This window comes from Microbacterium sp. SORGH_AS_0969 (genome assembly GCF_030818255.1).
GTDB lineage: Bacteria > Actinomycetota > Actinomycetes > Actinomycetales > Microbacteriaceae > Microbacterium.
The window spans coordinates 1,737,037-1,761,901 of sequence record NZ_JAUTAG010000001.1 but is presented as its reverse complement, the minus strand read 5'-3'; the positions used below and the strand labels follow the sequence as shown (position 1 = coordinate 1,761,901).

At 71.5% G+C, this 24,865-nt stretch carries 22 protein-coding genes; 6 read left to right on the top strand and 16 right to left on the bottom strand.

The annotated features are described in order from the left end of the window. Window positions 1–248: 248 nt before the first annotated feature. Window positions 249–1,142, top strand: coding sequence for a hypothetical protein (locus QE388_RS08180; RefSeq protein ID WP_307384666.1), 894 nt, complete (start codon window positions 249–251; stop codon window positions 1,140–1,142). Window positions 1,143–1,148: 6 nt separating this feature from the next. On the opposite strand, the gene QE388_RS08175 is transcribed toward QE388_RS08180, so the two are convergent. The 7 genes from QE388_RS08175 to QE388_RS08145 all read right to left on the bottom strand — a co-directional run bounded on the left by QE388_RS08175 (window position 1,149) and on the right by QE388_RS08145 (window position 12,233). Beyond that, window positions 1,149–2,663, bottom strand: coding sequence for an alpha-N-arabinofuranosidase (locus QE388_RS08175; protein ID WP_307384664.1), 1,515 nt, complete (start codon window positions 2,661–2,663; stop codon window positions 1,149–1,151). Next, the gene (locus QE388_RS08170) at window positions 2,660–3,916 is read right to left on the bottom strand and encodes a family 1 glycosylhydrolase (RefSeq protein WP_307384662.1); all 1,257 of its coding nucleotides are present in this window, start codon (window positions 3,914–3,916) and stop codon (window positions 2,660–2,662) included. Before QE388_RS08170 ends, QE388_RS08175 begins: the two co-directional genes overlap by 4 nt. An 11-nt stretch (window positions 3,917–3,927) precedes the next feature. Then, complete coding sequence (locus QE388_RS08165) at window positions 3,928–4,815, bottom strand: carbohydrate ABC transporter permease (protein ID WP_307384660.1); 888 nt, start codon at window positions 4,813–4,815, stop codon at window positions 3,928–3,930. Continuing rightward, window positions 4,812–5,774 (bottom strand): carbohydrate ABC transporter permease, encoded by a 963-nt coding sequence (locus QE388_RS08160; RefSeq protein ID WP_058595739.1) that lies wholly within the window; start codon window positions 5,772–5,774, stop codon window positions 4,812–4,814. The genes QE388_RS08165 and QE388_RS08160 overlap by 4 nt, the downstream gene beginning before the upstream one ends. A gap of 70 nt (window positions 5,775–5,844) precedes the next feature. Beyond that, a complete protein-coding gene (locus QE388_RS08155) occupies window positions 5,845–7,107 on the bottom strand; it encodes an ABC transporter substrate-binding protein (protein WP_307384658.1) in 1,263 nt (420 codons plus the stop codon). A 137-nt stretch (window positions 7,108–7,244) separates the two neighbouring features. Continuing rightward, a complete protein-coding gene (locus QE388_RS08150) occupies window positions 7,245–8,258 on the bottom strand; it encodes a LacI family DNA-binding transcriptional regulator (protein WP_307384656.1) in 1,014 nt (337 codons plus the stop codon). Window positions 8,259–8,477: 219 nt separating this feature from the next. Next, on the bottom strand, window positions 8,478–12,233 hold the full coding sequence (locus QE388_RS08145; RefSeq protein WP_307384654.1) for a proline dehydrogenase family protein: 3,756 nt from the start codon (window positions 12,231–12,233) through the stop codon (window positions 8,478–8,480). 195 nt (window positions 12,234–12,428) lie between these two features. Between QE388_RS08145 and QE388_RS08140 the strand changes: the two genes are divergently transcribed. Then, entirely contained in the window at window positions 12,429–13,406 is a 978-nt protein-coding gene (locus QE388_RS08140; protein WP_307384651.1) for an acetylxylan esterase, read from the top strand. A 152-nt stretch (window positions 13,407–13,558) separates the two neighbouring features. Here QE388_RS08140 and QE388_RS08135 read toward each other — a convergent pair whose 3' ends face one another. After that, window positions 13,559–14,119 carry an acyl-CoA thioesterase gene (locus tag QE388_RS08135; RefSeq protein WP_275798044.1) on the bottom strand — a complete coding sequence of 187 codons (561 nt, stop codon included), beginning with the start codon at window positions 14,117–14,119 and terminating at the stop codon, window positions 13,559–13,561. Between the two features lie 48 nt (window positions 14,120–14,167). Next, the gene (locus QE388_RS08130; RefSeq protein ID WP_307384649.1) at window positions 14,168–15,061 is read right to left on the bottom strand and encodes a DUF817 domain-containing protein; all 894 of its coding nucleotides are present in this window, start codon (window positions 15,059–15,061) and stop codon (window positions 14,168–14,170) included. A gap of 104 nt (window positions 15,062–15,165) precedes the next feature. Between QE388_RS08130 and QE388_RS08125 the strand changes: the two genes are divergently transcribed. Together QE388_RS08125 and cofE are read left to right on the top strand one after the other, a co-directional pair. Beyond that, window positions 15,166–15,672, top strand: a complete 507-nt coding sequence (locus QE388_RS08125; RefSeq protein WP_275799481.1) for a GNAT family N-acetyltransferase — start codon at window positions 15,166–15,168, stop codon at window positions 15,670–15,672. Window position 15,673: 1 nt separating this feature from the next. Then, window positions 15,674–16,444 (top strand): coenzyme F420-0:L-glutamate ligase, encoded by a 771-nt coding sequence (gene cofE / locus QE388_RS08120; protein ID WP_307384647.1) that lies wholly within the window; start codon window positions 15,674–15,676, stop codon window positions 16,442–16,444. A gap of 98 nt (window positions 16,445–16,542) precedes the next feature. Here the strand turns inward: cofE and QE388_RS08115 are convergent, their stop codons facing one another. Genes QE388_RS08115 through QE388_RS08105 form a run of 3 tightly spaced genes read right to left on the bottom strand, consistent with a single transcriptional unit; the run spans window position 16,543 to window position 18,424 of the window. Beyond that, window positions 16,543–17,151 (bottom strand): energy-coupling factor transporter transmembrane protein EcfT, encoded by a 609-nt coding sequence (locus tag QE388_RS08115; protein ID WP_307384645.1) that lies wholly within the window; start codon window positions 17,149–17,151, stop codon window positions 16,543–16,545. Continuing rightward, the gene (locus QE388_RS08110) at window positions 17,145–17,825 is read right to left on the bottom strand and encodes an energy-coupling factor ABC transporter ATP-binding protein (RefSeq protein ID WP_307384643.1); all 681 of its coding nucleotides are present in this window, start codon (window positions 17,823–17,825) and stop codon (window positions 17,145–17,147) included. The genes QE388_RS08115 and QE388_RS08110 overlap by 7 nt, the downstream gene beginning before the upstream one ends. After that, complete coding sequence (locus tag QE388_RS08105; RefSeq protein WP_275799485.1) at window positions 17,822–18,424, bottom strand: biotin transporter BioY; 603 nt, start codon at window positions 18,422–18,424, stop codon at window positions 17,822–17,824. Before QE388_RS08105 ends, QE388_RS08110 begins: the two co-directional genes overlap by 4 nt. A gap of 56 nt (window positions 18,425–18,480) precedes the next feature. On the opposite strand from QE388_RS08105, the gene QE388_RS08100 reads away from it, so the two are divergent. Beyond that, a complete protein-coding gene (locus QE388_RS08100) occupies window positions 18,481–19,044 on the top strand; it encodes a TetR/AcrR family transcriptional regulator C-terminal domain-containing protein (RefSeq protein WP_307384639.1) in 564 nt (187 codons plus the stop codon). Window positions 19,045–19,729: 685 nt separating this feature from the next. Here the strand turns inward: QE388_RS08100 and QE388_RS08095 are convergent. Genes QE388_RS08095 through QE388_RS08085 form a run of 3 tightly spaced genes read right to left on the bottom strand, consistent with a single transcriptional unit; the run spans window position 19,730 to window position 22,980 of the window. Further along, complete coding sequence (locus QE388_RS08095) at window positions 19,730–21,250, bottom strand: cytochrome b/b6 domain-containing protein (protein ID WP_307384637.1); 1,521 nt, start codon at window positions 21,248–21,250, stop codon at window positions 19,730–19,732. Then, window positions 21,251–22,204 carry an electron transfer flavoprotein subunit alpha/FixB family protein gene (locus QE388_RS08090; protein ID WP_307384635.1) on the bottom strand — a complete coding sequence of 318 codons (954 nt, stop codon included), beginning with the start codon at window positions 22,202–22,204 and terminating at the stop codon, window positions 21,251–21,253. It abuts the gene before it with no gap. After that, on the bottom strand, window positions 22,201–22,980 hold the full coding sequence (locus tag QE388_RS08085) for an electron transfer flavoprotein subunit beta/FixA family protein (protein ID WP_307384633.1): 780 nt from the start codon (window positions 22,978–22,980) through the stop codon (window positions 22,201–22,203). The genes QE388_RS08090 and QE388_RS08085 overlap by 4 nt, the downstream gene beginning before the upstream one ends. Window positions 22,981–23,439: 459 nt before the next feature. Here QE388_RS08085 and QE388_RS08080 point away from each other — a divergent pair, with 459 nt between their 5' ends. Continuing rightward, window positions 23,440–23,967: a MarR family winged helix-turn-helix transcriptional regulator gene (locus QE388_RS08080; RefSeq protein WP_058630221.1), complete on the top strand. Its 528-nt coding sequence runs from the start codon at window positions 23,440–23,442 to the stop codon at window positions 23,965–23,967. Window positions 23,968–24,028: 61 nt separating this feature from the next. On the opposite strand, the gene QE388_RS08075 is transcribed toward QE388_RS08080, so the two are convergent. After that, entirely contained in the window at window positions 24,029–24,817 is a 789-nt protein-coding gene (locus QE388_RS08075; protein WP_307384630.1) for an enoyl-CoA hydratase-related protein, read from the bottom strand. Between the last annotated feature and the right edge of the window lie 48 nt (window positions 24,818–24,865).

The following is a 24,865-nucleotide window of genomic DNA, read 5'->3' as shown; positions in this document are numbered from 1 at the left end:
CCGGCCCCTAGCCGGGTCCCGGCCCGGCCAAACCCGGGTCGAAGCTCCCAGAGACGCCCGTTCTTCGCAGTCGTCCCGATGGATTCTGCGGGGAACGGGCGTTTCTGCGTGCCCGCGGCGCCCGCCGAATCGGGCAGCAACAGTAGTGGGTCTGGGCCTCCCCGACGGACCGGTTGCCTGGACGACTCCGGCGTCGTTGACTTCAAGCCCTGAGCGTCTCGCCTGCACCGAGCATTGGAGTCCGCCCCGTGATCCTTTCTGTGATCGTCCTCTCCGTGACCGCCCTGGTGGTCACGAGCGCGATCCTGGGCGTAGGGCTCTGGCTCACCGGGCGTCACGGCCCCACCGGGACCTCGATCCGCTACGGAATCGTCGCCGGCGTCGTCGAGGTGGGTGCGGCGGCGATGTACCTGCTGTGGGTCAACGTGGGCGGGTCGGCGACGTTCGCGACGGCGAACGCCCTTCTCGTCTTGGGGCCTGCCATGATCCCGCTCGCCTTCCACGCCCTTCGTCCGTCGAGGGCGGCGGTGACGTGCGTCCTGGCGTCGTTCGGCTCCGTCGCGGTCGTCGCCGTGACCTCCCTCCTCCTGGACGAGGATGTGGCCGCGACGTGCCGGACCGGCGCCCTGGCCGTGGTGTGCGCGTGCGCCGCCGTGACCGCGGCGATCTCGCCGGAAGCGCGGCGGTCCTCCATCCGCCTCCTCGCGATCGCCGTCGCGGTCTACGCGCTCTACAACGGCGTCCGCACGATCGCCCTCGTCCGTGCCGGCTCCGATGCCACGCCGCTGCCCACGCTGTTCACCGACATCGCGGCGATTCCCATCGGCGTCGTCGCCATGGTGACGGTGGGCGCGGCGACCGTCGTCTTCTGGGTCGCCGTGTACCGCGATGTGCACCGTGCGTGCGACGGGTCTCGGACGCTGCTCGTCATCGCGGACAGAGACGTGACCGCGCAACGGCCGGAGCTGGTCCACGAACTGCGTGAAGCGGCGTCAGCAGTGGAGTCGCTGGCATTACCCGTCCACGGGGGCGCGAGCGTTTCCACCCCCGCAGCGGCACGGAATGTTCTGCGTCTTCTGCGGGAGGAGTACCTGTGGACCGACGAGGAGGTCGAGCTCGTGGCGACGACCCCCGCGCGGTAGTCGGCGTCAGGCGCCCGCGAGCGAGAGCGCGGCCCACGCGATCGGCGGCAGTGTCACGTGCAGGATGCCGCCGTCCACCCGGGCGTCGACGGTTCCGGGCGTCACGCGCTCCGGCTCCTCGAGCGTGTTCCGCGCGTACGGGTCGTCGTCGTGGACCAGGTGCGTCTCGGCGATCCGGACGTCACCGAGGCCGCTGACGTCGATCGCGATGTCGACGCTCTCGTCGCGACCGCGGTGCACGAGGAAGATCGCCGTCGCGCCGGTCTCGGCGTCGTGGGTGGCGACGGCGTCCACCGCGGGGACCGCGCCGAAGGTCGAGGTCTCGATGGTCGGCCCCTCGACCCGGAGGCGCAGCGCGTCGCCCTGCGCGAGACGCGAGGTGATCGCGAAGGGGAAGAACGTCGTCTGACGCCACGACGGTCCGCCCGGCTCGGTCATGATCGGCGCGATCACGTTGACGAGCTGGGCGAGAGAAGCGGATGCCACGCGGTCGGCGTGCTTGAGCAGCGAGATCATGAGGCTGCCGAAGACCACGGCATCCAGGGCCGAGTACACGTCCTCGAGCAGGCGCGGGGCGACGGGCCAGTTCTCGACGCCGGTGATCTGGTCGACGTCGTGGAAGCGGGTCTGGTACCAGATGTTCCACTCGTCGAACGAGATGTCGATTCTCTTCGCGCTGCCGCGGACGGCCCCGACGTGGTCGGCGGTGGCGACGACGGCCTCGATGAAGCGGTCGGTGTCGACCGACGAGGCGAGGAACGAGTCGATGTCGCCGTCGTGCTCCTGGTAGTACGCGTGGCACGAGATCATGTCGACGTCGTCGTACGTGTGCTCGAGCACGACGCGCTCCCACTCACCGAACGTCGGCATCGACGCCCCCGAGGAGCCGCACACGACGAGCTCGATCGACGGGTCGAGCTGACGCATGCCCTTGGCGGTCTGCGAGGCGATCTTTCCGTAGTCGTCGGCGGAGCGGTGACCGAGCTGCCACGGGCCGTCCATCTCGTTGCCGAGGCACCACACCTGCACGCCGAACGGCTCCGCGCGGCCGTTGTCGATACGTTGCTGAGACAGGGTCGTGCCTGCGGGGACGTTGCTGTACTCGAGCAGGTCGAGGGCCTCGAGGACGCCCCGGGTGCCGAGGTTGACGGCGAGCATCAGGTCGCTGCCGGCCTTGTCGAGCCAGTCCGCGAACTCGTGGAGGCCGATCTCGTTCGTCTCGGTCGAGTGCCACGCGAGGTCGAGTCGGCGCGGGCGTTGCTCTCGCGGCCCGACGCTGTCTTCCCACCGGAAGCCCGAGACGAAGTTGCCGCCCGGGTAGCGGATCGTCGAGACCCCGAGCTCGCGCACGAGGTCGAGCACGTCGCGGCGGAAGCCCTGCTCGTCGGCCTCGGGGTGACCGGGCTCGTAGATGCCGTCGTAGACGTGGCGGCCGAGGTGTTCGACGAAGCCGCCGAACAGTCGGCGACGGACGGTCCCGATCGGGAATCGGGCGTCGAGGGTCAGGCGGGCGGTGGTCATCGTGCTCCTCGGGATGCGTACTCGGCGAATCGGTCGGCGACGGGGTTGCGGCGGCGCGCGAGCCCGGTCTCGGTCTCCACGAGGTCGTGGAGTCCCATGGTCAGAAGGTGGGCGGACCGCGGCTCGTCGCTGTGTCGGTAGGTCCACTCGTACATGTCGAACAACGGCCACCAGGTGTAGCCCACGACGTCGAGGCCGTCGGCGCGAAGCCCCCCGACAGCGGACACGGAGTCATCCAGCCAACGCAGGCGGGTCGCGACGTCGTCGGTCACGCAGGTCTCGGCGAGCATGACCGGGGCACCGTACCGGGCGGCGTAGGTGCGCAGCATCTCGGCCAGCCCCTCGACGCCGTCGTCACGCGTGGGGCGCGGGTCGGCGAAGCCCCCGGAGTGATGGATGCCGCTCTCGAACAGCTCCGTCGAGTGCCGCGGGTAGTAGTTGACGCCCATCACATCGGGTTGCACCGCGTTTTCGGCGAACCACGCGAGCGTCTCGTCCGAAGTGCCGTGTGCAAGCAGCAGAGGAAGGAGCGGGTGCTCCGCCCCCACCGCGCCGGTCACGAGGTCCTCGACGAGGAAGGCCTGGTGGCGGTAACGCTCCGCTGTCTCGCGGTGCTCGGGGGCGTCGATGTCGCCGGCGTACCGCATCGACGCGTCGACGTGCACGAAGGTGGCGCGCTCCCCCAGCACCTCGGCCACCGCCCGCTGGGTTTCGACGAAACCGCGGGCGATCGCGGTCGAGATCTCGACGAGTCCCGCCTCGCCCCGACGGTACGGGGGCCAGTACGCGTATTCGCCGCTGAACAGGGAGTGCAGCATCGGCTCGTTGACGGGCGTGTAGTCGGTGGCGAGGTCGCGATACCGCTCGGCGGCGCGCGCGGCGTACTCGGCCACGAAGGACGCGTAGTCGGGGTGCGCGAACTCCCCCTCGATCCACGTCGGGGTGCCGTAGTGCAGCAGATCGACGATCGGACGGATGCCGCGAGCGGCGAAGCCGTCGAGCACCCGGTCGGTCCACGACCAGTCCCATCGGCCGCGCTCGGGAGACACGACGTGCCAGGGGATCCCCCAGCGCAAGAACTCGGCATCCACCGACGAGGCGAGATCGAGGTCGTCGCTCCATCGCTCGTAGTGCTCGGTGAGGGCGTACTCGTCGATCGCGCGCTCGCCCGGGCGCTCCTGCGGCACGAAGGTGTTCTCGATGCCGGCACCGAAGTGCAACCGGCCGTCGCGGTACCAGGGTGTCGTCGACATGGGATTCTCTCTCATTTCAGTCCTGACGTTCCGACGCTCTCGACGAACCGCCGCTGGATCAGCAGGAACAGGATCGCCAGCGGCAGCACCGCGATGAGCGAGCCCGCCATCATGACCCCCTGCGGGATGATGCCGCCCGGACCGGTCAGCAGCGTCAGTCCCGAGGTCACGGTGCCCATCTCGGAGTCGGTCGTGAACACGAGCGGCCACAGCAGGTCGTTCCAGTTGTTGACGAAGGTGAAGATGCCGAGCGTGAGCAGCGCAGGCACCGCGTTGGGCAGCACGATGCTTCGGAAGATGCGCAACTCGCTCGCCCCGTCGATGCGCGCCGCGTTGTCGAGATCGCGCGGAAGCGACAGGAAGAACTGCCGCAGGAAGAAGATGCCGAACGCGTCGGCCGCGCGCGGGGCGATGAGTCCCGCGTAGGAATTGACCCACCCGAGGTCGGACACCAGCTGGTAGATCGGGATCAGCGTGGCCTGGAAGGGGATCATCAGGCTCGCGATGATGGCGATCAGCAGCAGCCGACTGCCGCGGAAGTCGAGACGGGCGAGCGCGTACGCGGCGAGCGAGTCGAACACGAGCGCGAAGAGCGTCACTCCGCCCGCGAAGACGAAGCTGTTCGCGATCAGGCGCGCGAAGGGCAGCTCGGTGAAGATCCGCGCGAAGTTGTCGAGCGTCCATTGGCCGGGCAGGAGCGTCGGCGGGTACGCGTTCACCTCGGCCACGGGTTTGAAGGCCGTGAACACGATGATGAGGATCGGCAGCATCAGCACGAGTGTCGCCGCGGCGACCACCATCAGCAGCGCCACCGAGACGAGGCGTCGACGACGCGCCTGCTGCGAGCGCCGCGGGGCGGAGACCCCGGATGCCGAGGCGACGGGGGCGAGGGCGGTCATGCGGCATCCTTCTCTCGACGTGAGAAGAAGAGGAACTGGGTCAGGCTGAGCACGAGGGTGATGAGCAGCAGGACGTAGGAGAGCGCCGAGGCGAATCCGAGCTCGAGCTTGCGGAAGCCGGACTGGTAGATCTCCATGACGATCGTCTGGGTGGTGCCGTAGGGGCCGCCGCCCGTCATGACGTAGATCTGGTCGAAGGCCTGCAGTGCGGCGATGAGGGCGACGATCACGACGAAGCCCATGGTGTTGCCGAGCATCGGGAAGGTGATGCTGCGGAAACGCTGCCACGCGCTCGCTCCGTCGACGCGGGCTGCCTCGTACAGGCTCGTCGGGATGTCCTGGAGCCCGGCGAGGAAGATGACCATGTAGAAGCCGAAGCTCTTCCAGACCGCGACGAGCACGACGGCCGGCATCGCGAGCGTGGGGTCCTGCAGGACGTTCCCGAGTTGGATGCCGAGACCCCGGAGCCAGTAGTTCAGCAGACCGATCTGCGGGTCGAGCAGGTACGACCACGCGAAGGCGGCGACGGCGAGCGACACGATGAACGGGGTGAACAGCGCGGTACGGAACAGGCCCCGAAGCGGCAGCAGCGGGTTGTTCAGCAGGAGCGCGAAGGCCAGCGCCAGGGCGATCGCGATCGGGGTGAACAACACCGCGTACAGGGCCGTGTTGCCCATCGCGCTCACGATGTCGGGGTCGGTGAACACCCGCGCGTAGTTCTCGAGGCCGACGAACTTCTCTCGGCCGAAGCCGCTGGCATCCGTGAACGACAGGCGCAGGGCCGAGACCATCGGCCACGCGACGAAGACCGTGAGGATCACGATGGCCGGGGTCAGGAAGGCGACCACGGTGAGGCGGTGTCGGGGGCTGTGCCGCAGGGGCCCGCGTCCGCCGATCGGTGCCGGCGGCCGGTAGGCCCCGCGCCGACGGGGCGGCGCGCTCGGGGCGTGAGTGGTCATGGTCGTCCTGTTCGAGAAGCGGGCGAAAGGGCACGGGAGGGGTGACGCGGGCACCCCTCCCGTGCGGTCGTCACTTAATGGCCTGCTGGATCTTGCTCTGGGCCGTCGAGAGGAGTTCGTCGACGTCGCCGCCCGCGACCGCTTTCTGCGTGAGCTCGTCGATGTCGGTGATGACGTCGACGCTGTTCACGACACCGGGCAGAAGCGCCCGACCGGTCGGGGCGATCTCGCTGAGGGCGGCCACGACGGGGTTCGACTCCACCGCGCTGAGGGGGATGTCGGTACGCAGGGGAGGCCATCCCGAGCCGAGCGACCACTGGGTCGCGACGTCTTTCTGGAAGAAGTAGGTGAAGAAGGCCTCGGCACCGGCGCGCTGCTGGTCGTCGGCCGACTCCGTGATGCCCATCGCCACGCCGATGGCCGAGGCGGCCTGCTCGGCGGGGCCGGCGGGAAGCGCGGCGATGCCGTAGTCGATGTTGTTCTCTTTCGCGATGGATGCCATCCACGGACCGCCGACGTGCATGGCGGCCTTGCCCGAGCTGAACAGCTGGTCGGCGGCGATGCCGTCGAGACCCGTGGGCGAGATCTTGTCGTTCGTGATCGCGTCGGTCCAGTACTGGATGGTCTTGGCGTTCTCGGGCGAGTCGATGACTGCCTTGTCGCCGCCGTCGACGATCTGGCCGCCTCCGCTGAGGAGCAGGCTCGGCCACAGACCGTTCGCGACGGTGGCGTGGTCGGGGATCGCGACGCCGTACTGCTCCGGCGTGCCGTCTCCGTTCTCGTCGACGGTGAGCTTCTTGGCATCCGCGACCCAGGCGTCCCACGTGGCGGGCGGCTCGGTGATGCCTGCGGCGGTGAAGAGCGCCTTGTTGTAGAACATCGCGAGGGGGACGAACCCCGTCGGCACGCCGTAGGGGGTGCCACCCACGGTCACCATGTCGACGGCCTGGGCGACGAGGTCGGCCGTGTTGCTGTCGGCGGAGCCGTAGAAGTCGGTCAGGTCGGCGAACGCGCCGCGGTCGGCGTAGACGGGCATGCGCTCGGCCGGCATCGCGACGATCTGCGGGCCCTCCTTCGAGCTGAGCGCCGGCAGCAGGGTGTCGTCGATGACGGCCCACGTCTTGGTCTCGGTCGTGATCTTGTACTGCTGCTGAGACGCATTGAAGTCGGCGACGATCTGGTCGAGGACCTTGCCGTCGGCCTCGGTGTAGCCGTGCCAGAACGTGATCTCGGTGGGGCCGTCGGACGCGGGGGCGGACGAACCGGAGCAACCTGCCAGGAGCAGGGCCGCGGCGCCGACCGTCGCGAGGACGGAGGTGGTGCGCTTCATCATCTTCGATGCCTTTCGTGTGACTGCGTCGTCATATCGGCTCGGGTGCCGACCGTGGTGCAAGAGCAATTTACAACGATGGAGGTAAACGTTGTAAATGGATGATCGCCCGCCCGTGACGGGTTGTCAAGCGCCGATCGTCAGTGGGTTGTGGATTCGCGCTCGACCAGGCGGAAATCGACGAGGACCTCACGCGGCTCCTCGTCGGCGGCGTCGCCGGTGATGCGACGGACGAGCTGCTCCACGGCGACGCGCGCGATCTCGGAGCGTCCGGGATCGATCGTCGTCAGGGCCGGCAGCGAGTACCGCGTCTCGTCGAGATCGTCGAACCCGACGAGAGACACCTCGTCCGGGATGCGGATGCCGCGCTCGAGCATCACGCGCATGGCACCGAGCGCGATCGAGTCGTTGAAGGCGACGACGCCATCGAACTCGAGGCCCGAGTCGAGCACGGCGCGCATGGCATCCGCCCCATCGACGCGATGCCAGCGGTCGACCGACACCACGAGAGCGGGGTCGACGGCGACCCCCGCCTCGCCGAGAGCGGCTTCGTAGCCGCGAAGGCGAAGCCCCGCGGAACCCACGATCTCGCCCGGGTGAGACCCGAGCGCGATCACCCGGCGACGACCGGAGGCGAGCAGGTGGGCGGTGGCCTCGCGGGCCGCTTCGGTGTTGCGCATGGTCACGTGGTCATGGGCGGAATGGAAGATCCGCTCCCCCAGCAGCACCATGGGCATGCCGACCTCGTCGAGCAGGGGGGCGTCGTCTTCGCCGAGCGAGAGCACCGAGTAGAGCACTCCGTCGAGCCCCCGTCGGCGCGCCCCCCGGAGCGCCGCCAGCTCGCTGTCGCGATCCGCGTCGAACTGCTCGATGAGCACCGAGAACCCGTGCGCGCGGGCTGCCCGCATGACGTCGTCGGCGAGCTCGGCGAAGTAGGGATTGCGAAGATCGGGGACGATGAGCCCGATCATGTCGGTGCGACCAGAACGCAGACTTCGCGCCGCTTGGTTCGGGCGGTACTGGAGCTCGTCGATCGCCGCTTCGACCCGCTCGCGCGTGGCGTCGCGCACGTGCGGGTAGTTGTTGATCACGTTCGAGACCGTCTTGATCGACACCCCGGCCGCACGGGCCACGTCGTGCAGTGTCGCCGTCATGGCATCCCCCTCGTTCTGGTCGAGACTCTACAACGTTGCACACCGCAGGCTGGGCGGGCGTCGTCGTTGACTGTTCAAAACACCCGGACGTCGCGAAAAATCGTCCGGGTGTCTTGGACGCTCGAGGGAGATTCGGGAGCATGCGAGCGCGCACGCCCGCGTGCCCGTGTGACCTCGCGCGGAACGTGTGCTCTCGGCACCCGAACCGCACCGAGCGCGTCAGATGACCTCGGCGCTCCACGCGTCGCGGCGGCCGAAACGCAGGGCGGCGATCGACACCGCTTGCTCGCGCAGGAACGGCAGCAGCTCCAGACGTCCCGCGGTGGTCACCTCATCGGCGTACACCGTCAACGACACGTCGCCCTCGACCGTCTCGGCCACGGCGTCCCGCAGCGCCGAGGTCGTCGCGGCGGGTCCCACCAGACGCACGCGCGTCGGGCGCGGCACCACGAAGGCGGACTCGGCGGCGGCGTCCGGGGTCGCGGAGTCCTCGCCCCCGTCGGCGATCTCGGCATTCGGGATGCCGCCGGCCAGACGCTGCAACCACTCCGCGTCGCTCTCGACCGACACCGCGACACCGGCGTCTCCGAGCAAGTGCCGGACCGCTGCCGGAAGGCCCACCGGAGAACTCAGGCTGAACGTCGAGCCCGAGCGGACCGCCGCGACCAGCACGCGCAGCACCGACTGCCAGGCGGCGTCGGCGGTCGCGCGCACCGCGACGTCGGCGGGCCGGTAGCGCCAGAGGTTGCGCTCGACACCGAGACGCGAGACGTCCTTCACCCGGCCGAACTCGCGGTCCCAGGCGACGGCGTCCGAGAGCGCCCCGCGCCGCAGCCAGTCGAACGCCTCGTACGACAGGGTCGGCTGCGCGGCCTCGATCAACGCGGTGATGCGGCTGTCGAGCCCGCGCAGGTGCAGCGTCGACGACGACGCTCCACCCGACGACGGCCGCCACGAGCCGAGGGTGACCAGGCGGTTCGGTCCCCCCGACATCGCCCCGCCGCCCACGGCAGCCTCGCCCCACCCGCCCACGGGCTCGCGCTGCACCACCGCTCCGGTCGTCGGCCGGTTCACGCGCAGCACGGCGGCGTCCACGCGGTCGAGCCAGAGGTCGAGGTCGGCCGCGTCGCGGGCGTGGAGCCCGGCGACGTAACCCGAACCGATCGCGTTCTGCAGGTCGATCGCGCGGGTCAGCGTCGGCGCGTGCAGGATGCCGAGCACCGGCGCCGCGACCGCCGCCCGGGTCAGGTGCGACCCGGCGCTGACACCCGTGCGCACTCCCGGAGTCCAGAAGCGACCGGCCATGTCGGGTCCGAGGTCGAGCTCGCGCGGCTGGACGAGCCAGCGCTCCCCCTCCGCGAGCACGGTGAGAGCGCGCCTCACCTCGCCCGCGGGCTCCTCGACGAGGGGGCCCACGTCGGACAGCGGGTCGTCGGCGGGTCCGACCCGGAGCGAAGTCACGGCATCCTTCAGCTGATCGAGGAAGCGCGACGAGCGCGCGACGGCTCCCACGAGGATCACGAGGGACGCCGCCGTGGCCGACTGCCCGGCGCGCGCGAACGCACCCTCGACGATGTCGGCGACGGCCTCGTCGATGTCGGCCGAGGGAGCGACGATCACGGCGTTGCGGCCGGCGGTGAACCCCTGGAGCGGCAGCGACGGCCGCCATTCGGCGAAGCGCTCCGCGGTGGTGCGCGCTCCCGCGAGCAGCACGCGGTCGACGCCGGGGTGCACGATCAGCGCGCGCCCCGAGGCCTCCTCGTTGAGGTCGGCGTAGGTCAGGAGGTCACGCGGAACCCCGGCGGCCCAGAGGGCCTCGGCGACGACCGCGCCCGCGCGTCGCGCGCGCGGCGACGGCGTGAGCAGGACGCCCGAGCCCGCCGCGAGCGCCGCGAGCGTCTCGGCGGCGCACAGCCCGACGGGCGCGTTCCAGCGCGGCGCGACGACGGTGACCCGGTCGGGGACGAACACGGCGCCCGCGACGCGGTCGAGCTCTTTGGCGGTGACGGCGTAGTACGCGGCCGCGTCGACAGCCTGACTCACCTCGGCGTCGGCCTCGTCGACGAGCACCCCGGCCTCGGACGCGAGCACTTCGATGAGCTCGGCGCGGCGGTCCTCGAGCGCGCGCGCCGCGGACTGCAGCACCGTCGCTCGGTCGGCTGCGGCCAGCGCGCCCCACGGCTCCGCGGCCTCTCGCACACGCGCCAGCGCCGCATCGAGACCGGCTTCGTCGTCGATGCGTCCCGCGGCGGCGGTCGCGTCTCCGGCGGTCGACCCGCTCGCCCGGCCGATCGCGGCGAGCGCCCAGGCGCGGTCCTCCGCCACTCCGGGGTCGGTGTCGGCGACGTTGCGGAAGCCGGGTGCACCGCCCGCCACCTCGGGACTCTCGCGTACCGAGAACACCGCGGTATCGACGAACGCCTGCCCTCCGAAGAGCATCTGCTGCACGTCGGGGCCGAGGGCGGACGTGTCTCCGGATGCCGCGGCCTCCCGCGCGATCCCGAGCACCGCCTGCGTCAGCCCCGCATCGACCGCGTCGGCGTCGGCGGGGTCGCGCAGGATAGCGGGGTCGGCCGTCACGCTCCGCCGTGGGACGCGGCCGGTCGGCGCGGGACCCTCCGCGGCGGAGACCGCGCGGTGCGCGCGCGCCGCGACGGCCGCGGTCTCGGGCGCGAAGAGGCCGCCCTCGAGGTCGTCGAGCGGCACGGTGTCCTGGGCGGTCTCGGCGCCGGCATCCGCGGCTTCAGCCGCACCCGGCACCGCGACGGGGAGGTCCGGCGACGCGGCGACGGCATCGGCGTACGCGGCCGTGAGCCGCGCCGCGACGACGTCGAGATCGTCGGGGTGCACGGCGGCGACCGTCACGACGAACGAGTCGTCCGGAATCCACGACGCACCCGCCGGCACGGCCAGGGTCAGCGCGGCGTCGGTGTCGTCGGCGACGGCCAGGGCGAGGGCGGCTCGTTCGGGGTCACCGGTCGCGAACTCGACCGCGAGTCCTTCCCTCCCGCGAGCGCTGAACGCCTCGCGGAGGGCGCGCACGGCCTGGGCGTCGATGTCGTCGCGCCGGGTGAGTGCGGGGGCGACCCATCCGCGGCGCGCCGAGGTCAGAGCATCCGCGGTGTGCAGCGGCGCATCGTCCAGGCGGACCGTCAGCCGGGCACCCCCGTCGTCGGCGCGCTGACGTGCCCACGCGGCGAGCTCGCGCACGGCGTCGACGCTCTCGACCAAGGCGATCGGCAGAGCGATCCCGGCGGGGGCCTCGCGCAAGCGGGGCTCCTCGAGCACGCGGGTGAGGACGGCGACCGTCCGGTCGAGATCGTCGCGCCCCTCGACCGCGAGCGTGAGGTGCGTGGCGTGCTCGGCGGCGGCGAGGAACAGCGGCAACAGGCGCTCCGCGGCGGCCTCGACGTCGGCGTCGAACGCCCACCGCGACGTCTTGCCCGTCGCATCGGCCACCGAGAGCGTCACCCGGTCGATGTCGTCGCGGCTCAGCAATGAACGGATGCCGTCGACCCGCCGTCGCGCGGCGGAATCGCCGAGGACCACAGGGCCGACCAGCCGCACGTCGGTCACGCCCCCGTGCGCACCGAGCGCCGCGAGGGCCGCACCCAGCCGCTCGGGCCGCGCGTCGACGGTCAGACCGGCGATCAGATCGCGCAGCGCGCGTCGCGCGAGCGGGACGACCGGGGCCGGCATCACCGGCGCGACGGCACCGCCGAACTGCAGAGCGCCGCGCGCGAACCAGGGCAGACTCGCCGGAACCTCGCCCGCGAGCCGGTGCAGGGCGGCCGCGGCCGCGGTCGCTCCCTCCGGGCGGAGCACGCCGTCGGCCGCGGCCGCGACGAAGACGGCGACGGCGGGGTCGAGCGACTCGCGCGGGACGGTCGAGAATGCGGCCACCCGGGCGGCGGCCCGCAGGGGAACGGCCGAGGAGAGCGTGAATCCGGTCGCGCGCGGGTCTTCGATGCTCATGTCGGTCAGCCTAGGCATCGCGCGCGTGGCATCCCGGCGGCCCGCCGCGCAAGCCGCGGATCGGCGCCCTTTCCGTGAATGGTTCAGCGCACGCCACCGATGCGCGGTACCCCGCGTGCCGGGCGTCATGTCCGCCCCACCTGGGCACCGCTTTCGCTACTGTCGGTGCAGCCCCCTCACCGTTGGAGTTCCCGCATGGCCCAGACTCTCACCGACATGCCCCTCGAGCTGCTGCGCGAGTACCGTCCGGCGCTCACCGCCCCCGACGACCTCGACGCCTTCTGGGACGAGACCCTCGCCGAGGCCCGGGATGCCGCCCGCCCGGCCGTCCTGACCCCGGTCGACGGTCCGCTGCGAGCGCTGTCCGTGCAGGACCTCACGTTCACGGGCTTCGGCGGAGACGCCATCCGCGGCTGGGTCGTCCGCCCCCACGGGGACGAGGTGCTCCCCGCGGTCGTCGAGTTCATCGGCTACGGCGGCGGCCGGGGTCTCGCCGGAGAGAAGAACCAGTGGGCGGCCGCGGGGTACGTGCACGTCATCATGGACACGCGCGGCCAGGGATCGACGTGGAGCGTCGGCGAGACGCCCGACCCGCACGGCTCCGCCGCCGCCTTCCCGGGCGTCATGACCCGCGGCATCCTGGATCCCCGCGAGTACTACTACCGCCGCCTGTACACGGATGCCGCGCGGCTCGTCGATGAGGTCCGCGCGCTGCCCGGAGTCGACCCGACGCGCATCGCCGTCACCGGCGGCAGCCAGGGCGGTGGGCTCGCGATCGCCGCGGCCGCCCTCTCCGGAGACAAGGTCGCCGCCGTCATGCCCGATGTGCCGTTCCTGTGCGACTTCCCGAACGCGATCGTGCGCACGCCGTCGGCCCCGTTCACCGAGATCACCCGCTTCCTCGCGATCCACCGCGATGCGGCCGCGAGCGTGCTGCGGACCCTGTCGTACGTCGACGGGGCGATCCTCGCCCGGCGGATCCAGGCGCCCGCGCTCTTCTCGGTGGCGCTCATGGACGACGTCGTGCTGCCGTCGGGGGTGTTCGCGGCGTTCCACGCGCTGGCATCCGAGGACGCCGCGCTCGAGGAGTACACGTACAACGGCCACGAGGGCGGCGGCTACCGGCACTGGATGCGGCAGGTCGCCTGGCTCGACGCCCGGTTCGGGCGCTGATCAGGCCCGCCTGGGCGTGACGAGCGGAGGACGAGGGACGGGCGGAGGACGACCGCGGCGGATCGCTCCTCCGCTCGTCCCTGCACCGCCGCTCGCCACACGACGGCACCCGCGCCCCACCGCGGGACGCCGCCCCGATCAGCCCCGCACCCTCAGCCCCAGACGCTGGGCGCGGGCCGCTTCGTCGAGGGCAGTGCCGAGCCGTCGGCCCAGTCGTGGACCCACTGCTCGATGTCGGGCAGCCCCTCGGGGCGCCCGACAGCGGCGAAGAGTTCGTCGTGCGGCACCGTTCCGCCGGTGCGGCGGAGGATCCGCGCGCGGATGATCGCGCGGGCGTAGATCTCGCCTCCGACCAGCGCGCGGTGCTCGAGGTAGACCGCCCGGTCGTCGTGCCCGATCATGCGCGTCTCGAGGTCGAAGCGCTGCCACAGCTCGAGCGAGCGACGGAACGTGATGGTCTCGGCCGCCACGACGGCGTACCACCCCTGCTTCGTCATGGCCGCCATGAGGCCGGCGCGAGTGAGCAGATCCCACCGGCCCAGGTCGAACAGCGACAGGTATCGACCGTTGTTGAGGTGCCGCAGCAGGTCGATGTCGGTGGGCAGCACCCGGATCCGGATGCGGGTCACCGTGTTCGGGTCGATGGCCCCCTCGCGGCGGAGGCGACGGCGTGCGCGGAAGAGGACCAGCAGGGTCCGCCAGAGGACGTTCACGAGGGGCGAGCGTATCGATCCCACGACGGATCGGCGATTCCCTTGTGGTCAGCCCACAAGCGCACGGTCTTCGTCTTGTGCGCGGGCGTCCGGTTCCCGCGGCGGGTACACCCACGTCACGAGGACGACCGACACGATCATCAGCAGGAACCACGACGTGAGCTTCGACGCGTCGACCGGATGCCATCCCCCGACCTGCGACGGATACAGCCATGCCCCGGCGTACGTCGCGATGTTCTCGGCGAGCCAGATGAACACCGCCACCCCCACGAACGCCAGGAGGATCGGCATCCGGAATCGTCCGCGGAAGAAGCGGAAGTGCATCACGGTACGGCCCCAGAGCACCAGCACCGCCACGATCAGCACCCATCGCAGGTCGATGATCCAGTGGTGCGTGAAGAAGTTGAGGTAGATCAGCGCCGCGACGACCGCGGTGAGCCACTGGCGCGGGTACCGGGTGAAGCGCAGGTCGAACAGGCGATACACGCGCACCATGTAGCTGCCGACCGCGGCATACATGAAGCCGCTGTAGAGCGGTACACCGCCCAGGCGCAGCACCCCGTCGGCGGCGTACATCCAGGAGCCGACGTCGGTCTTGAACAGCTCCATCACGGTGCCGACGATGTGGAAGGTGACGATCACGCGCAGTTCGCGCAGGGTCTCGAGGCGTCCGACCACCATCACGACCTGGATCGCGACGGCCGCGATCGTGAGCGCGTCGTTTCGCGCGAGCGGGGCGTCGTCGGGGTACCAGAGCTTCGCGGCGAGCACGACGGCGAGGAACGCGGCCCCGAAGACGCACGCCCACGCCTGCTTGAGGACGAAGACGGCGAACTCGACGGCGCGCGCCCTCGCCCCCGACGCCGGGGCGGAGGCGAGGAGGCGGTTCGCGAGGGCGTCGAGACGCGCCTCGACCGACGTCAACCGTGGGCGTTCCGACACGGCGTCATGCTGGCACGCGCGTCTGACAAAGCGCCCGTTTACCGCATCCGGCGCCGTCCCGCCGCCGATTTCCCCCAGGCGAAACCCCCGCGTAGAGTCACGCCATGACCGCCGAAACCCGAACCGACACCGTCGTCCGTCCGGTGCGCGACGTGGATGCCGAGGCCCTCGGCCGCGTGCACGCCACCTGCTGGCACGAGACCTACGATCACCTCATCAGCGAGGCGGCCCTCAAGGCCGTCTCCCCCCGCCGCATGGCCGAGCTCTGGACCCACTGGGCCGCCCAGGGCGACGGCTACCGCATGCACGCCGCTCTCGTCGACGGCGAGATCGTCGGCTTCGTCGGCTCCGGCCCCGCGCGCGACGACGACGCTCCGCGCGAGCGCGAGCTGTACTTCATCTACCTGCTCGACGCCTTCCACGGCACCGGCATCGGCCAGCAGCTCTTCGACGCCGCGATCCACGACGGCGAAGGCGCCTACCTCTGGGTCGCGGAGGACAACCCCCGCGCGCACCGCTTCTACACGCGCAACGGCTTCGCCCTCGACGGCGCGTCGCACGTCGAGCCCTTCCTCGGTGAGGAGCTCACCGAGGTGCGCTTCGTCCGCTGACGTGCTGCAGGTCTGGGCCTTCGACGGCATCCGAGAGATCACCCCGGGAGACGACCTCGTCCGGGTGATCCTGGATGCCGTCGACGCGGCGCCGGGAGCCGATACGGCGCTGCGAGACGGTGACATCGTCGTCGTCACCAGCAAGATCGTGTCGAAGGCGGAGGGCCGGATCATCCAGGCCGCCGACCGCGAAGACGCCATCACCCGGGAGACCGTGCGGCTCGTGGCATCCCGCACATCCCCCACCGGACACGTGACCCGCATCGTCGAGAACCCCCTGGGCATCGTCTCGGCCGCCGCCGGGGTCGACGCCAGCAACACCCCCGAGGGCACGGTGCTCTTGCTGCCGGTCGACCCCGACGCCTCGGCCCGGCGCATCGCCGAGGGCCTGCGCTCCGTCGCCCGAGTGGGCGTGATCATCACCGACACCCTGGGCCGCGCCTGGCGCGAGGGCCAGACGGATCACGCGATCGGGGCCGGCGGCATCCATGTGTTCGAAGACCTCCGCGGGACGTCGGATGCCGAGGGCCGCCCCCTCGTCGTCACCCTGCCGTGCGTGGCCGACGAGATCGCCGCGGCGACCGACCTCGTGAAGGGCAAGGCGTCGCGCCGCCCCGTCGCGATCGTGCGCGGGCGCGGAGACCTCGTGGGCGATCTCGACCTGCCCGGGGCGCGCTCGATCGTGCGGGATCCCGAGCGCGACATGTTCCGCCAGGGAGCCGACGAGGCATACGCCGAGGGCTTCGCGGCGGGTCGCGCGGCGCGCGACTGACCCCCTGTCCCCCCTCGTCCCACTTATGGGGGTGCACGTCCCACTTGTGGTCACCTGGAGAGGCCCGCACCGACCAGAAGTGGGACGAGGGGGCTCAGTCAGCGGATGCCGCGAGCGGCGAGCGCGTCGCCCAGGTCATCCGCGTGGCGCAGGGCGACCACCAGGAACGGCAAGGTTCCGCGCACGAGCGACGGACGGAGCCCCCGCGCGCGCTGGGCATCGCGCACCTCCGCGGCGTGGCGGGCGAGGACGGGGATCGTCGTGAGCGTCACCATCCACAGCAGGGCGACGCGCGCTGGGTCGATGCCGACGAGACGCAGCGGCCGCAGCCCTCTCTCGAGCGCGTCGAGCATCGCGGAGACGGGGGTCGTGAGCGGCACCACCCCCGCGATGAGGACGGCCGCCGCCACCCGGGCGGTGTTCGCCGCGGCCGGCTCGAGCCCGAGGAAGATCAGCTGCCCCGCCGCCGTGATGGCGATCATCCAGCGGAGTGCCCAGGCCTGGCCGCCGAGCGCGCGAAGCCCCCGTCCGACGCCCATTCCCGCCGCGGCATACACCGCGATCGGAACGGCGACCGCGATCGGGACCGTGATCCACACCGGCGGCAGCGCCGCGACAATGACCGCCACGACCGCGAAAACCGCGAGCTTCGGGCCGGCCGGCATCCGGTGCATCCATCCCGCGCCGGGGCGGTACATCGTCAGCACGCCAGGGCGCTCTCGTAGGCATCGACGACCATGTCGGATGCACCGGATGCCACGACCCCGCCGTCCGCGAACAGCACGGCCTGCTCGCACCGGCGTGCCAGGGCGAGGTCGTGCGTGACGACAATGAGCGCGTGCCCGGTGTCGGCGAAGAGGTGGTCGGCGACGGCGCGGGCGTTGCGCGCGTCGAGGAACGCCGTGGGCTCATCGGCGACGACCAGGTCGGGCTCGCGCACGAACGCACCGCACAGCGCGAGGAGCTGCTTCTGACCCCCGGAAAGGTCGTGGGCGGGGCGGTCGGCGAGAGCGTCCAGGCCGAAGCGTTGGAGTGCCGCGGCGACGCGGCGGTTCCGTTCCTCGCGCGCGAGGCGGAGCGGACGGAGCGAGAGCGCGACATCCTCGGCGACGGTGGGCATGATGATCTGCGCGTCGGGGTTGCTGAGCACGAGGGCGACGCGACGGCGCAGGTCGGTGGCATCCCTGTCCGGATCGAGATCGAGGACCTCCAGCTCTCCCGCCGCCCGCCGCAAGAGCCCGGCCGCGAGTCGGGCGAAGGTGGACTTGCCCGAGCCGTTGTCGCCGATGATCGCGATGGTCCGGGCTTCGAGGTCCAGGGTCACGTCGTGGAGCACCTCCGTGTCGCCGAGGCGGGCGGTCAGGCGCCGGCAGCGGATCACGCGTGCACGTCGGCCGGCGTCCTTTCACCGGCAGCCCCGCGCCACGCGCGCCGGAAACCTCGCGGATAGGCACGCACCAGCACCGACACCACGATCGTCGCAATCGCCGCTTTGAGGAGATCCCCCGGCACGAACACCAGGCTCGTCAGCGCCGTCTCGGCGAGCGGCAGACGCGTCACCAGGCTCTGCACCGGGATGCCGAGGGCGTAGATGGCGCCGATCCCCCCGACGATCATCGCCGCGGCGGTGCGCCACGCCACGGGACGACGTCCGCCCGCGTGCACGATCAGTCCGATAACGATCGCCCCGAGGATCCACCCGAGGGCGTACCCCGCAGTCGGTCCCAGGAAGACGCCGAATCCTCCCCGCCCGCCCGCGAGGACGGGGAGTCCCACTGCGGCGAGCGCGAGGAGGATCGACACCGAGAGCGCACCGAGCCACGGTCCGAGAACCGCGCCGGCCAGCATCACTCCGAGCGTCTGCGCCGTGATCGGCACGCCGCCGAAGAGGGGGAAGCTGCCAGGCAGCCCCAGGACCGCGATGAGCGCGGCGAAGACGGCGACGCGGGCGAGGTCGGTGGCATCGAGAGTGCGGGTCATGAGCACGCCTTTCCTGAACGGTGTTCACCTGAACAGCGTTCACTATACTCAGACGCATGGCACCCCGAGGACACTCCGCCGACGACGTCGCCCAGACCGCCCTGCGGATCCTCGATGATCACGGACTCCCCGACCTCACCATGCGCCGACTCGCAGCAGCCCTGGAGGTGCAGCCCAGCGCTCTGTACTGGCACTTCCCGAACAAGCAGACCCTGCTCGCGGAGCTCTCGGACAGGATCGTCGGCCGGATGGCATCCGGAATCCCCGTCGACCTCCGCACCGAAGCTCTCGCCCTGCGGGACGCTCTGCTCGCGTACCGCGACGGCGCCGAGGTCGTCTCGAGCACCCTCGCGCTCGGCCTCGGGTCGACGCTGGCGCACGATCGGCTGACCGCCGCGGTCGCCGCCGCCGGGTTCGACGCCGACACCGCGCGCCGCGGCGCCACCACGGTGCTGCACTACGTGCTGGGCTTCGTCTGGCACGAGCAGCAGCGCCTGCAGTACGACAGCCTCGGCGCGCGCGAGGGCACCTCGGGCCTCGAGAGCGACGACTTCGCCTTCGGACTCGACCTCATCGCCGGCGGGCTGCGGGCGCGTGCGGGCGCGGGGCCGCTCGCGTAGGGGGTGGGTTGCGGGCGGGGCTGCGGGCGGCGCGGCGGGGCTGCGGGCGGGGCGGCGCCGCGGCTGAGGGCGGGAGCGCTGCGGCGCCGCATTCGGCATCCATAAACGCCATCCGCTCACAGAAACACGCTCTGCACGCGTTTATGCGCGCAAACAGCGTTTATGCGTACTGGCGCGAGGCCACCAGAGGGCAGAGCCGCGGGGCGCGCGGGGACCGCGCGAGGTAGCGGTCGGGCAGACGCCGGGCCGCGGTCGGCATTCGGCATCCATAAACGCCATCCGCTCACAGAAACACGCTCTGCACGCGTTTATGCGCGCAAACAGCGTTTATGCGCGCTGGCGCGGAGCGCGGAGCGCGGGGCCGGAGCGCGGGACCAGAGCGGGGGCGAGGGCATGGCGCGGCGCGGAGCCGCGGGAGGCGCGGCGCGGAGCCGCGGGAGGCGCGGCGCGGAGCCGCGGGAGGCGTGGCACGGAGCCGCGGTTGGGTGGGCGCGAGGCCGCGGCCGGCATTCGGCATCCATAAACGCCATCCGCTCACAGAAACACGCTCTGCACGCGTTTATGCGTGCAAACAGCGTTTATGCGCGGCTGGCGCGGAGCCGCGCGGACGCCCGCGCGCACGCGATGAGCGCGCAGCGTGCCGCACATCGTTTCGCCCGAGCAGTAGCCGCAAGGCCCCGCCCGCTCAGCGCATCTTCACGTCGCCGAAGAGCCGAGCGATCGGCGCCAGGACGCGCGGTCGCGCGGCCACCCATCCCGCGGCCATCACGAGCAGGGATGCCGCGAAGATCAGCAACCCGGTCGGGTCGCTCGTGAAGGAGTCGGGGTCGACCGCGCCGCGCGCGGCGTACATGTGATTCAGGTTGCGCAGGGCGCCCGTCGCCAGCACCAGCCCGACGTGCACGACGATGAACGCCACGAAGAACAGCATCACGGGGAAGTGGATTCTGCGCGCCCACTCGAGGGGGTACATCCTGTTGAGCTTCTCGGCGTTCTTCGGCCACACCCCCGACAGCCGCACGCCGCTGAGGATCGCGAGCGGCGCGGCGACGAACGTGATCGCGAAGTACGACAGCTGCTGGAGGCTGTTGTAATTCACCCAGCCGTTCTCGGTGGGCCAGTCGAGCGAGACGTACTCCAGCGCGGCCGACAGTGCGTTCGGGAAGACCTCCCACGACGTCGGGACGATGCGCATCCACTGCCCGGTCGCGAACAGCAGCACGACGAAGACGACACCGTTCGCGATCCATAGGATGTCGACAGCCTGGTGGAACCACAGCGTCAGGCTGATGCGGCGCTTCTTGTTCTTCCGCGGGGACCAGAAGGCGCTCGGCCGCTTCTCACGCCGCACCTGCCATCCCGTGCGGATGATGAAGAGTAGGAAGAAGCTGTTGAGGAAGTGCGACCAGTTCAGCCAGACGGGGAGCCCCACCGGCGCCCCCTCGGGGAGCGGGTACTCGCCCGGGAAGGCGGCCAGGAAGTCGCGCCCCGGCTCGAGAGCCAGGACGAACCGCGCGAGCAGCACCGCGATCCCGGCCAGCGCGAACGCGAAGACTCCGAGCACGATCATCGAGCCGAGCCACTGCAGCGGCGTGTAGGGGCCGATGCGGTGCGGTTCGGCCTTCGCGGGGCGAGGTGCGGATGCCGCGACGCCCGGCCACACCGTCCTCCGCACCGCGAGGGGCGGGCGAGGGGCGGCCGACGGGGTCGCGGATTCGGAAAGCGTCACCGGATTCGGATCGATCTCGCCGATGCGTCCGGATCTGCCGCCGTTCTCCGAATCTGCGCGCGCGGAAGCCGGCGGCCACGGCTCGCCACCCGAAACGCGAGGCAGCCCCCGCCGCACCTCCGACGTGGGCGCGGAGTCCGCGGCATCCGGATCCGAAAGAGGCTCACGCCCGGAACTCGCGGAATCCGCGAGACCGGCCGCATCCTGCGCGACCGACACGGCCGCGGATTCGGAAAGCGTCACCGGATTCGGATCGATCTCGCCGCTACGTCCGGATCCGCCGCCGTTCTCCGAATCCGCAACAACGGAACCTGGCGGCCACGGCTCGCCGTCGCCCCGCGCACCCTGCACCGGCGCGGCGCCCACCACGGAGATGTCGTCCCCCGCCTCGGGCGCGCCGGAGACCGCGGGCGGCCAGGGCTCCCCGCCGGGGACGCGCGGCAGCCCGCGACGCGGGTTGCGTGGTGTGGACGCCATCTATTTCTTCGGAGCCTCGAGCGCGCTGATCAGGTGCGGGACGACGGTGAACAGATCTCCGACGATACCGAAGTCGGCGATCGCGAAGATCGGCGCCTCGGCGTCTTTGTCGACCGCGACGATGGTGGTAGCGGTCTGCATGCCGGCGCGGTGTTGGATCGCCCCCGAGATCCCGAGCGCGATGTAAAGCCGCGGCGACACGGTAACGCCCGTCTGTCCGACCTGCGCGGCGGCCGGCACGTATCCGGCGTCGACCGCCGCGCGCGATGCGCCGACCGCGGCGCCGAGCACGTCGGCGAGCTGCTCGACGAGCGCGAAGTTCTCGCGCGAGCCCACGCCGCGCCCTCCGGCCACCACGATGTCCGCGCCGCGCAGCTCGGGGCGCGACGACGGCGCGGCGGTCTCGGAGAAACTCTCGACTCGACCCGCCGGGACTCCGGATGCCACGACCTCCAGCCGCTCGACGACAAGAGGCTGCGTGTCGAGGCGCTCGGTGACCGCGCCCGGCCGCAGGGTGGCGACAAGCGGCCCGAAGGTCGGGGCACCCTCCACCGTGAATGCCCCGCCGAAGGCGGAATGCCGCGCCACGATCCCGAGCTCGTCGCGGTCGAGACCCACCACGTCGGCAGCGAGCGGCAACCGCAGACGTGCGGCCAAGCGGGCCACGGCGTCGCGCGATTCGATGGAGTTCGACGCGAGCACGAGGTCGGGGCGCTCGCGCGCGACCGCCGCGGCGAGCGCGTCGACCACGGGAAGGGTCAGGGCGTCGGAATCGGCGTCGGCGGTGAGCACGCGCACCGCGCCGAGGCCGGCGGCCTCCTCCGCGGCGCGCGACGGTCCCACGATGACGGCGACCGGCTCCCCCACCCGGCCGGCCGCGGCCAGCAGCCCCGCGGACGACGCGGCGAGCGCCCCATTGGGGAGTACCTCGAGCAGCACGAGCGCGACGGTCATCGCAGCACCCCCTCGTCGGCGAGGAACGCGGCGAGCTTCTCGGCGGCATCCCCCTCGTCGGTGATCTTGATCCCCGCCTCGCGGGGAGGACGCTCGGCGACCGACAGCATGATGTACCGGGGCACTGCCGGATCGTCGGGCTCGACCCCGAGGGCCGTGGCATCGACGGTCTCGTACGGCTTCTTCTTCGCCGCCATGATGCCCTTGAAGGTCGTGAACCGCCCCTCGGGCATCGCCTCGGTGATCGAGACGACCGCCGGGAGAGCGGCCGACACCCGCATGGTGCCCGCGTCGCTCACGCGGTCGCCGGTAGCGGAGTCGTCCGTCAGCTCGAGGCTCGACAGCGCGGTCAGGTGAGGCACACCGAGCATCTCGGCGATCATCGCGGGCAGCACGCCGCCACCCCCGTCGGTCGAGAGGTTACCCGCGATCACGAGGTCGAATCCCGTGCGCCGGATCGCCGCGGCGAGCACCTCGGCGGTCAGCAGGAGGTCGGCCCCGTGCAGCGCATCGTCGACGACGTGCACGGCGGACGTCGCTCCCATGGCCAGCGCCTTGCGCACGGTGGCTGCGGCCGACGCCGGCGCCATCGTCAGCGCGACCACCTCGGTACCGGGGTGCGCGTCGGCGAAGGCGAGCGCGGCCTCGACCGCTCGCTCGTCGATCTCGTCGAGCACGGGCGTCGCGGCCGCCCGGTCGGTCAGCCCGGTCTCGAGGTCGAGCCGGCGCTCGCCCCACGTGTCGGGCACTTCTTTGATCAGCACCACGATCTTCATCGACGCGGCTCCTTCGTTCGGGGGATGGATGCCACGGCCTCATGGCCACGGCCACGTTCGGGGCGCGGAGGCTTCGACAGGCTCAGCCACCGCTGCACGCCCCGCCGCCCGCGCGACGCCCGCGGAGGCTTCGACACGCTCAGCCACCACCGCACAACACAGGTCCCTGAGCCCGTCGAAGGGACCGGGCCCCCGCGCGACGCCCGCGGAGGCTTCGACACGCTCAGCCACCACCGCACAACGCAGGTCCCTGAGCCCGTCGAAGGGACCGGACACCCGTTCGACGCCCGCGGAAGCTTCGACCGGCTCAGCCACCGCTCGCCGCCCGACCACCGCTCGCCGCCCGGCCACCGCTGCACGCCCAGCCACACCCTGGCTCCCGGCCACCGTTCACCGCGCGGTACCCACCCCGCGCCGCGGATACCGCCCGCGCGGTACCGTGAAGCACGAGGAGGACCCATGACGCGACGACTGCCGGTCGACCCCATCGCCGAGGCCAAACGCCAGTGGCTCGCGCACGGGTGGGACGACGCCGCCGACGGCATGACGGTCGTGACCTCGGTGATCCGGGCGCACCAGTTGCTCATGGCATCCATCGACCGGGCGCTGAAGCCCTTCGACCTGTCGTTCTCGCGCTTCGAGATGCTGCGGCTGCTCGCCTTCACACGGGAGGGACGGATGCCGATGGCCAGCGCGATCGCCCGGCTGCAGGTGCATCCGACGAGCGTCACGAACACGGTCGAGCGGCTGACCCGCGACGGGCTCGTCTCTCGTGAACCGCACCCCACCGACGGACGCGCGGCGCTGCTCGCCCTGACCGACGAGGGGCGACGACGGGTGGACGAAGCGACCGCGGCGCTCAACACCGTGTTCGCGGACCTCGGACTCGACGACGACGACGCGACGGCGCTCGTGCGGATCATCGCGCGCTTCCGCAAGGGTGCCGGCGACTTCGCCGATCCCGCTCCGGTGCCCGACCCGCTCTGACGTGGGCCCGTAGCCGCGCGCGGCGCGGCCGATCGAGCGGGGTTCCGTCGCGTCGTCTCGATCATCGGTGGGTGAACGACGGTGCCCGCTTCTCGCGGAACGCCGCCATCCCCTCCTTCTGGTCGGCCGTGTCGAAGAGGCCGGCGAACGCCTGCCGCTCGAAACGCAGGCCCTCGGCGAGAGAGGTCTCGAGCGCCGCGTCGAGCGCGGCCTTCGCCGCGTAGAGGGCGGGCAGCGGTTTCGCGGCGATCGTCTCGGCGACCGCCTGCGCCTCCTCGAGCAGGTCGGCCCCGGGCACGACGCGCGAGACCAGCCCCACCCGCTCGGCCTCGGCCGCGTCGATCATCCGGCCGGTCAAGACGAGTTCGGCCGCCTTGTAGTACCCCAGGGCACGCACGAGCCGCTGCGTCCCGCCCATGCCCGGGATCACGCCCAACTGCACCTCGGGCTGGCCGAACCTCGCGCGGTCGGAGGCCAGGATGACGTCGCACATCAGCGCGAGCTCGCAGCCGCCGCCGAGGGCGTAGCCCGAGACGGCGGCGATCACGGGTGTGCGAACGGCCGCGAACCGCGACCAGCCGCCGAAGTGGTCGGTCAGGATCATCTCGACGCTGGACTTGCCCTCCATCTCTTTGATGTCGGCTCCCGCGGCGAACGCCTTCTCGCTCCCGGTCACGACGATCGCACCGACGCCCTCGTCGGCGTCGAACGCCTCGGCCGCGGCGACCACCTCGTGCATGGTGCGTGTGTTCAACGCGTTCAGCGCCTCGGGGCGGTCGAGGGTGATCCACCCGACGCGACCCCGCTGCTCGACGCGGATCGTCTCGTAACCGGCATCCTGATCCGTCATGTCACTCCCGTTCTGTCGGCGCGGACGGCCCGCTCTGGCATGCTCCCA

Coding starts and splice junctions, on each gene's coding strand:
- QE388_RS08175 (WP_307384664.1), bottom strand. CDS start 2,663: ATGACCACCGCCCGCCTGACCCTCGACGCCCGATTCCCGATCGGGACC.
- QE388_RS08170 (WP_307384662.1), bottom strand. CDS start 3,916: ATGTCGACGACACCCTGGTACCGCGACGGCCGGTTGCACTTCGGTGCC.
- QE388_RS08165 (WP_307384660.1), bottom strand. CDS start 4,815: ATGACCGCCCTCGCCCCCGTCGCCTCGGCATCCGGGGTCTCCGCCCCG.
- QE388_RS08160 (WP_058595739.1), bottom strand. CDS start 5,774: ATGACCACTCACGCCCCGAGCGCGCCGCCCCGTCGGCGCGGGGCCTAC.
- QE388_RS08155 (WP_307384658.1), bottom strand. CDS start 7,107: ATGATGAAGCGCACCACCTCCGTCCTCGCGACGGTCGGCGCCGCGGCC.
- QE388_RS08150 (WP_307384656.1), bottom strand. CDS start 8,258: ATGACGGCGACACTGCACGACGTGGCCCGTGCGGCCGGGGTGTCGATC.
- QE388_RS08145 (WP_307384654.1), bottom strand. CDS start 12,233: ATGAGCATCGAAGACCCGCGCGCGACCGGATTCACGCTCTCCTCGGCC.
- QE388_RS08140 (WP_307384651.1), top strand. CDS start 12,429: ATGGCCCAGACTCTCACCGACATGCCCCTCGAGCTGCTGCGCGAGTAC.
- QE388_RS08125 (WP_275799481.1), top strand. CDS start 15,166: ATGACCGCCGAAACCCGAACCGACACCGTCGTCCGTCCGGTGCGCGAC.
- QE388_RS08105 (WP_275799485.1), bottom strand. CDS start 18,424: ATGACCCGCACTCTCGATGCCACCGACCTCGCCCGCGTCGCCGTCTTC.
- QE388_RS08100 (WP_307384639.1), top strand. CDS start 18,481: ATGGCACCCCGAGGACACTCCGCCGACGACGTCGCCCAGACCGCCCTG.
- QE388_RS08095 (WP_307384637.1), bottom strand. CDS start 21,250: ATGGCGTCCACACCACGCAACCCGCGTCGCGGGCTGCCGCGCGTCCCC.
- QE388_RS08090 (WP_307384635.1), bottom strand. CDS start 22,204: ATGACCGTCGCGCTCGTGCTGCTCGAGGTACTCCCCAATGGGGCGCTC.
- QE388_RS08085 (WP_307384633.1), bottom strand. CDS start 22,980: ATGAAGATCGTGGTGCTGATCAAAGAAGTGCCCGACACGTGGGGCGAG.
- QE388_RS08080 (WP_058630221.1), top strand. CDS start 23,440: ATGACGCGACGACTGCCGGTCGACCCCATCGCCGAGGCCAAACGCCAG.
- QE388_RS08075 (WP_307384630.1), bottom strand. CDS start 24,817: ATGACGGATCAGGATGCCGGTTACGAGACGATCCGCGTCGAGCAGCGG.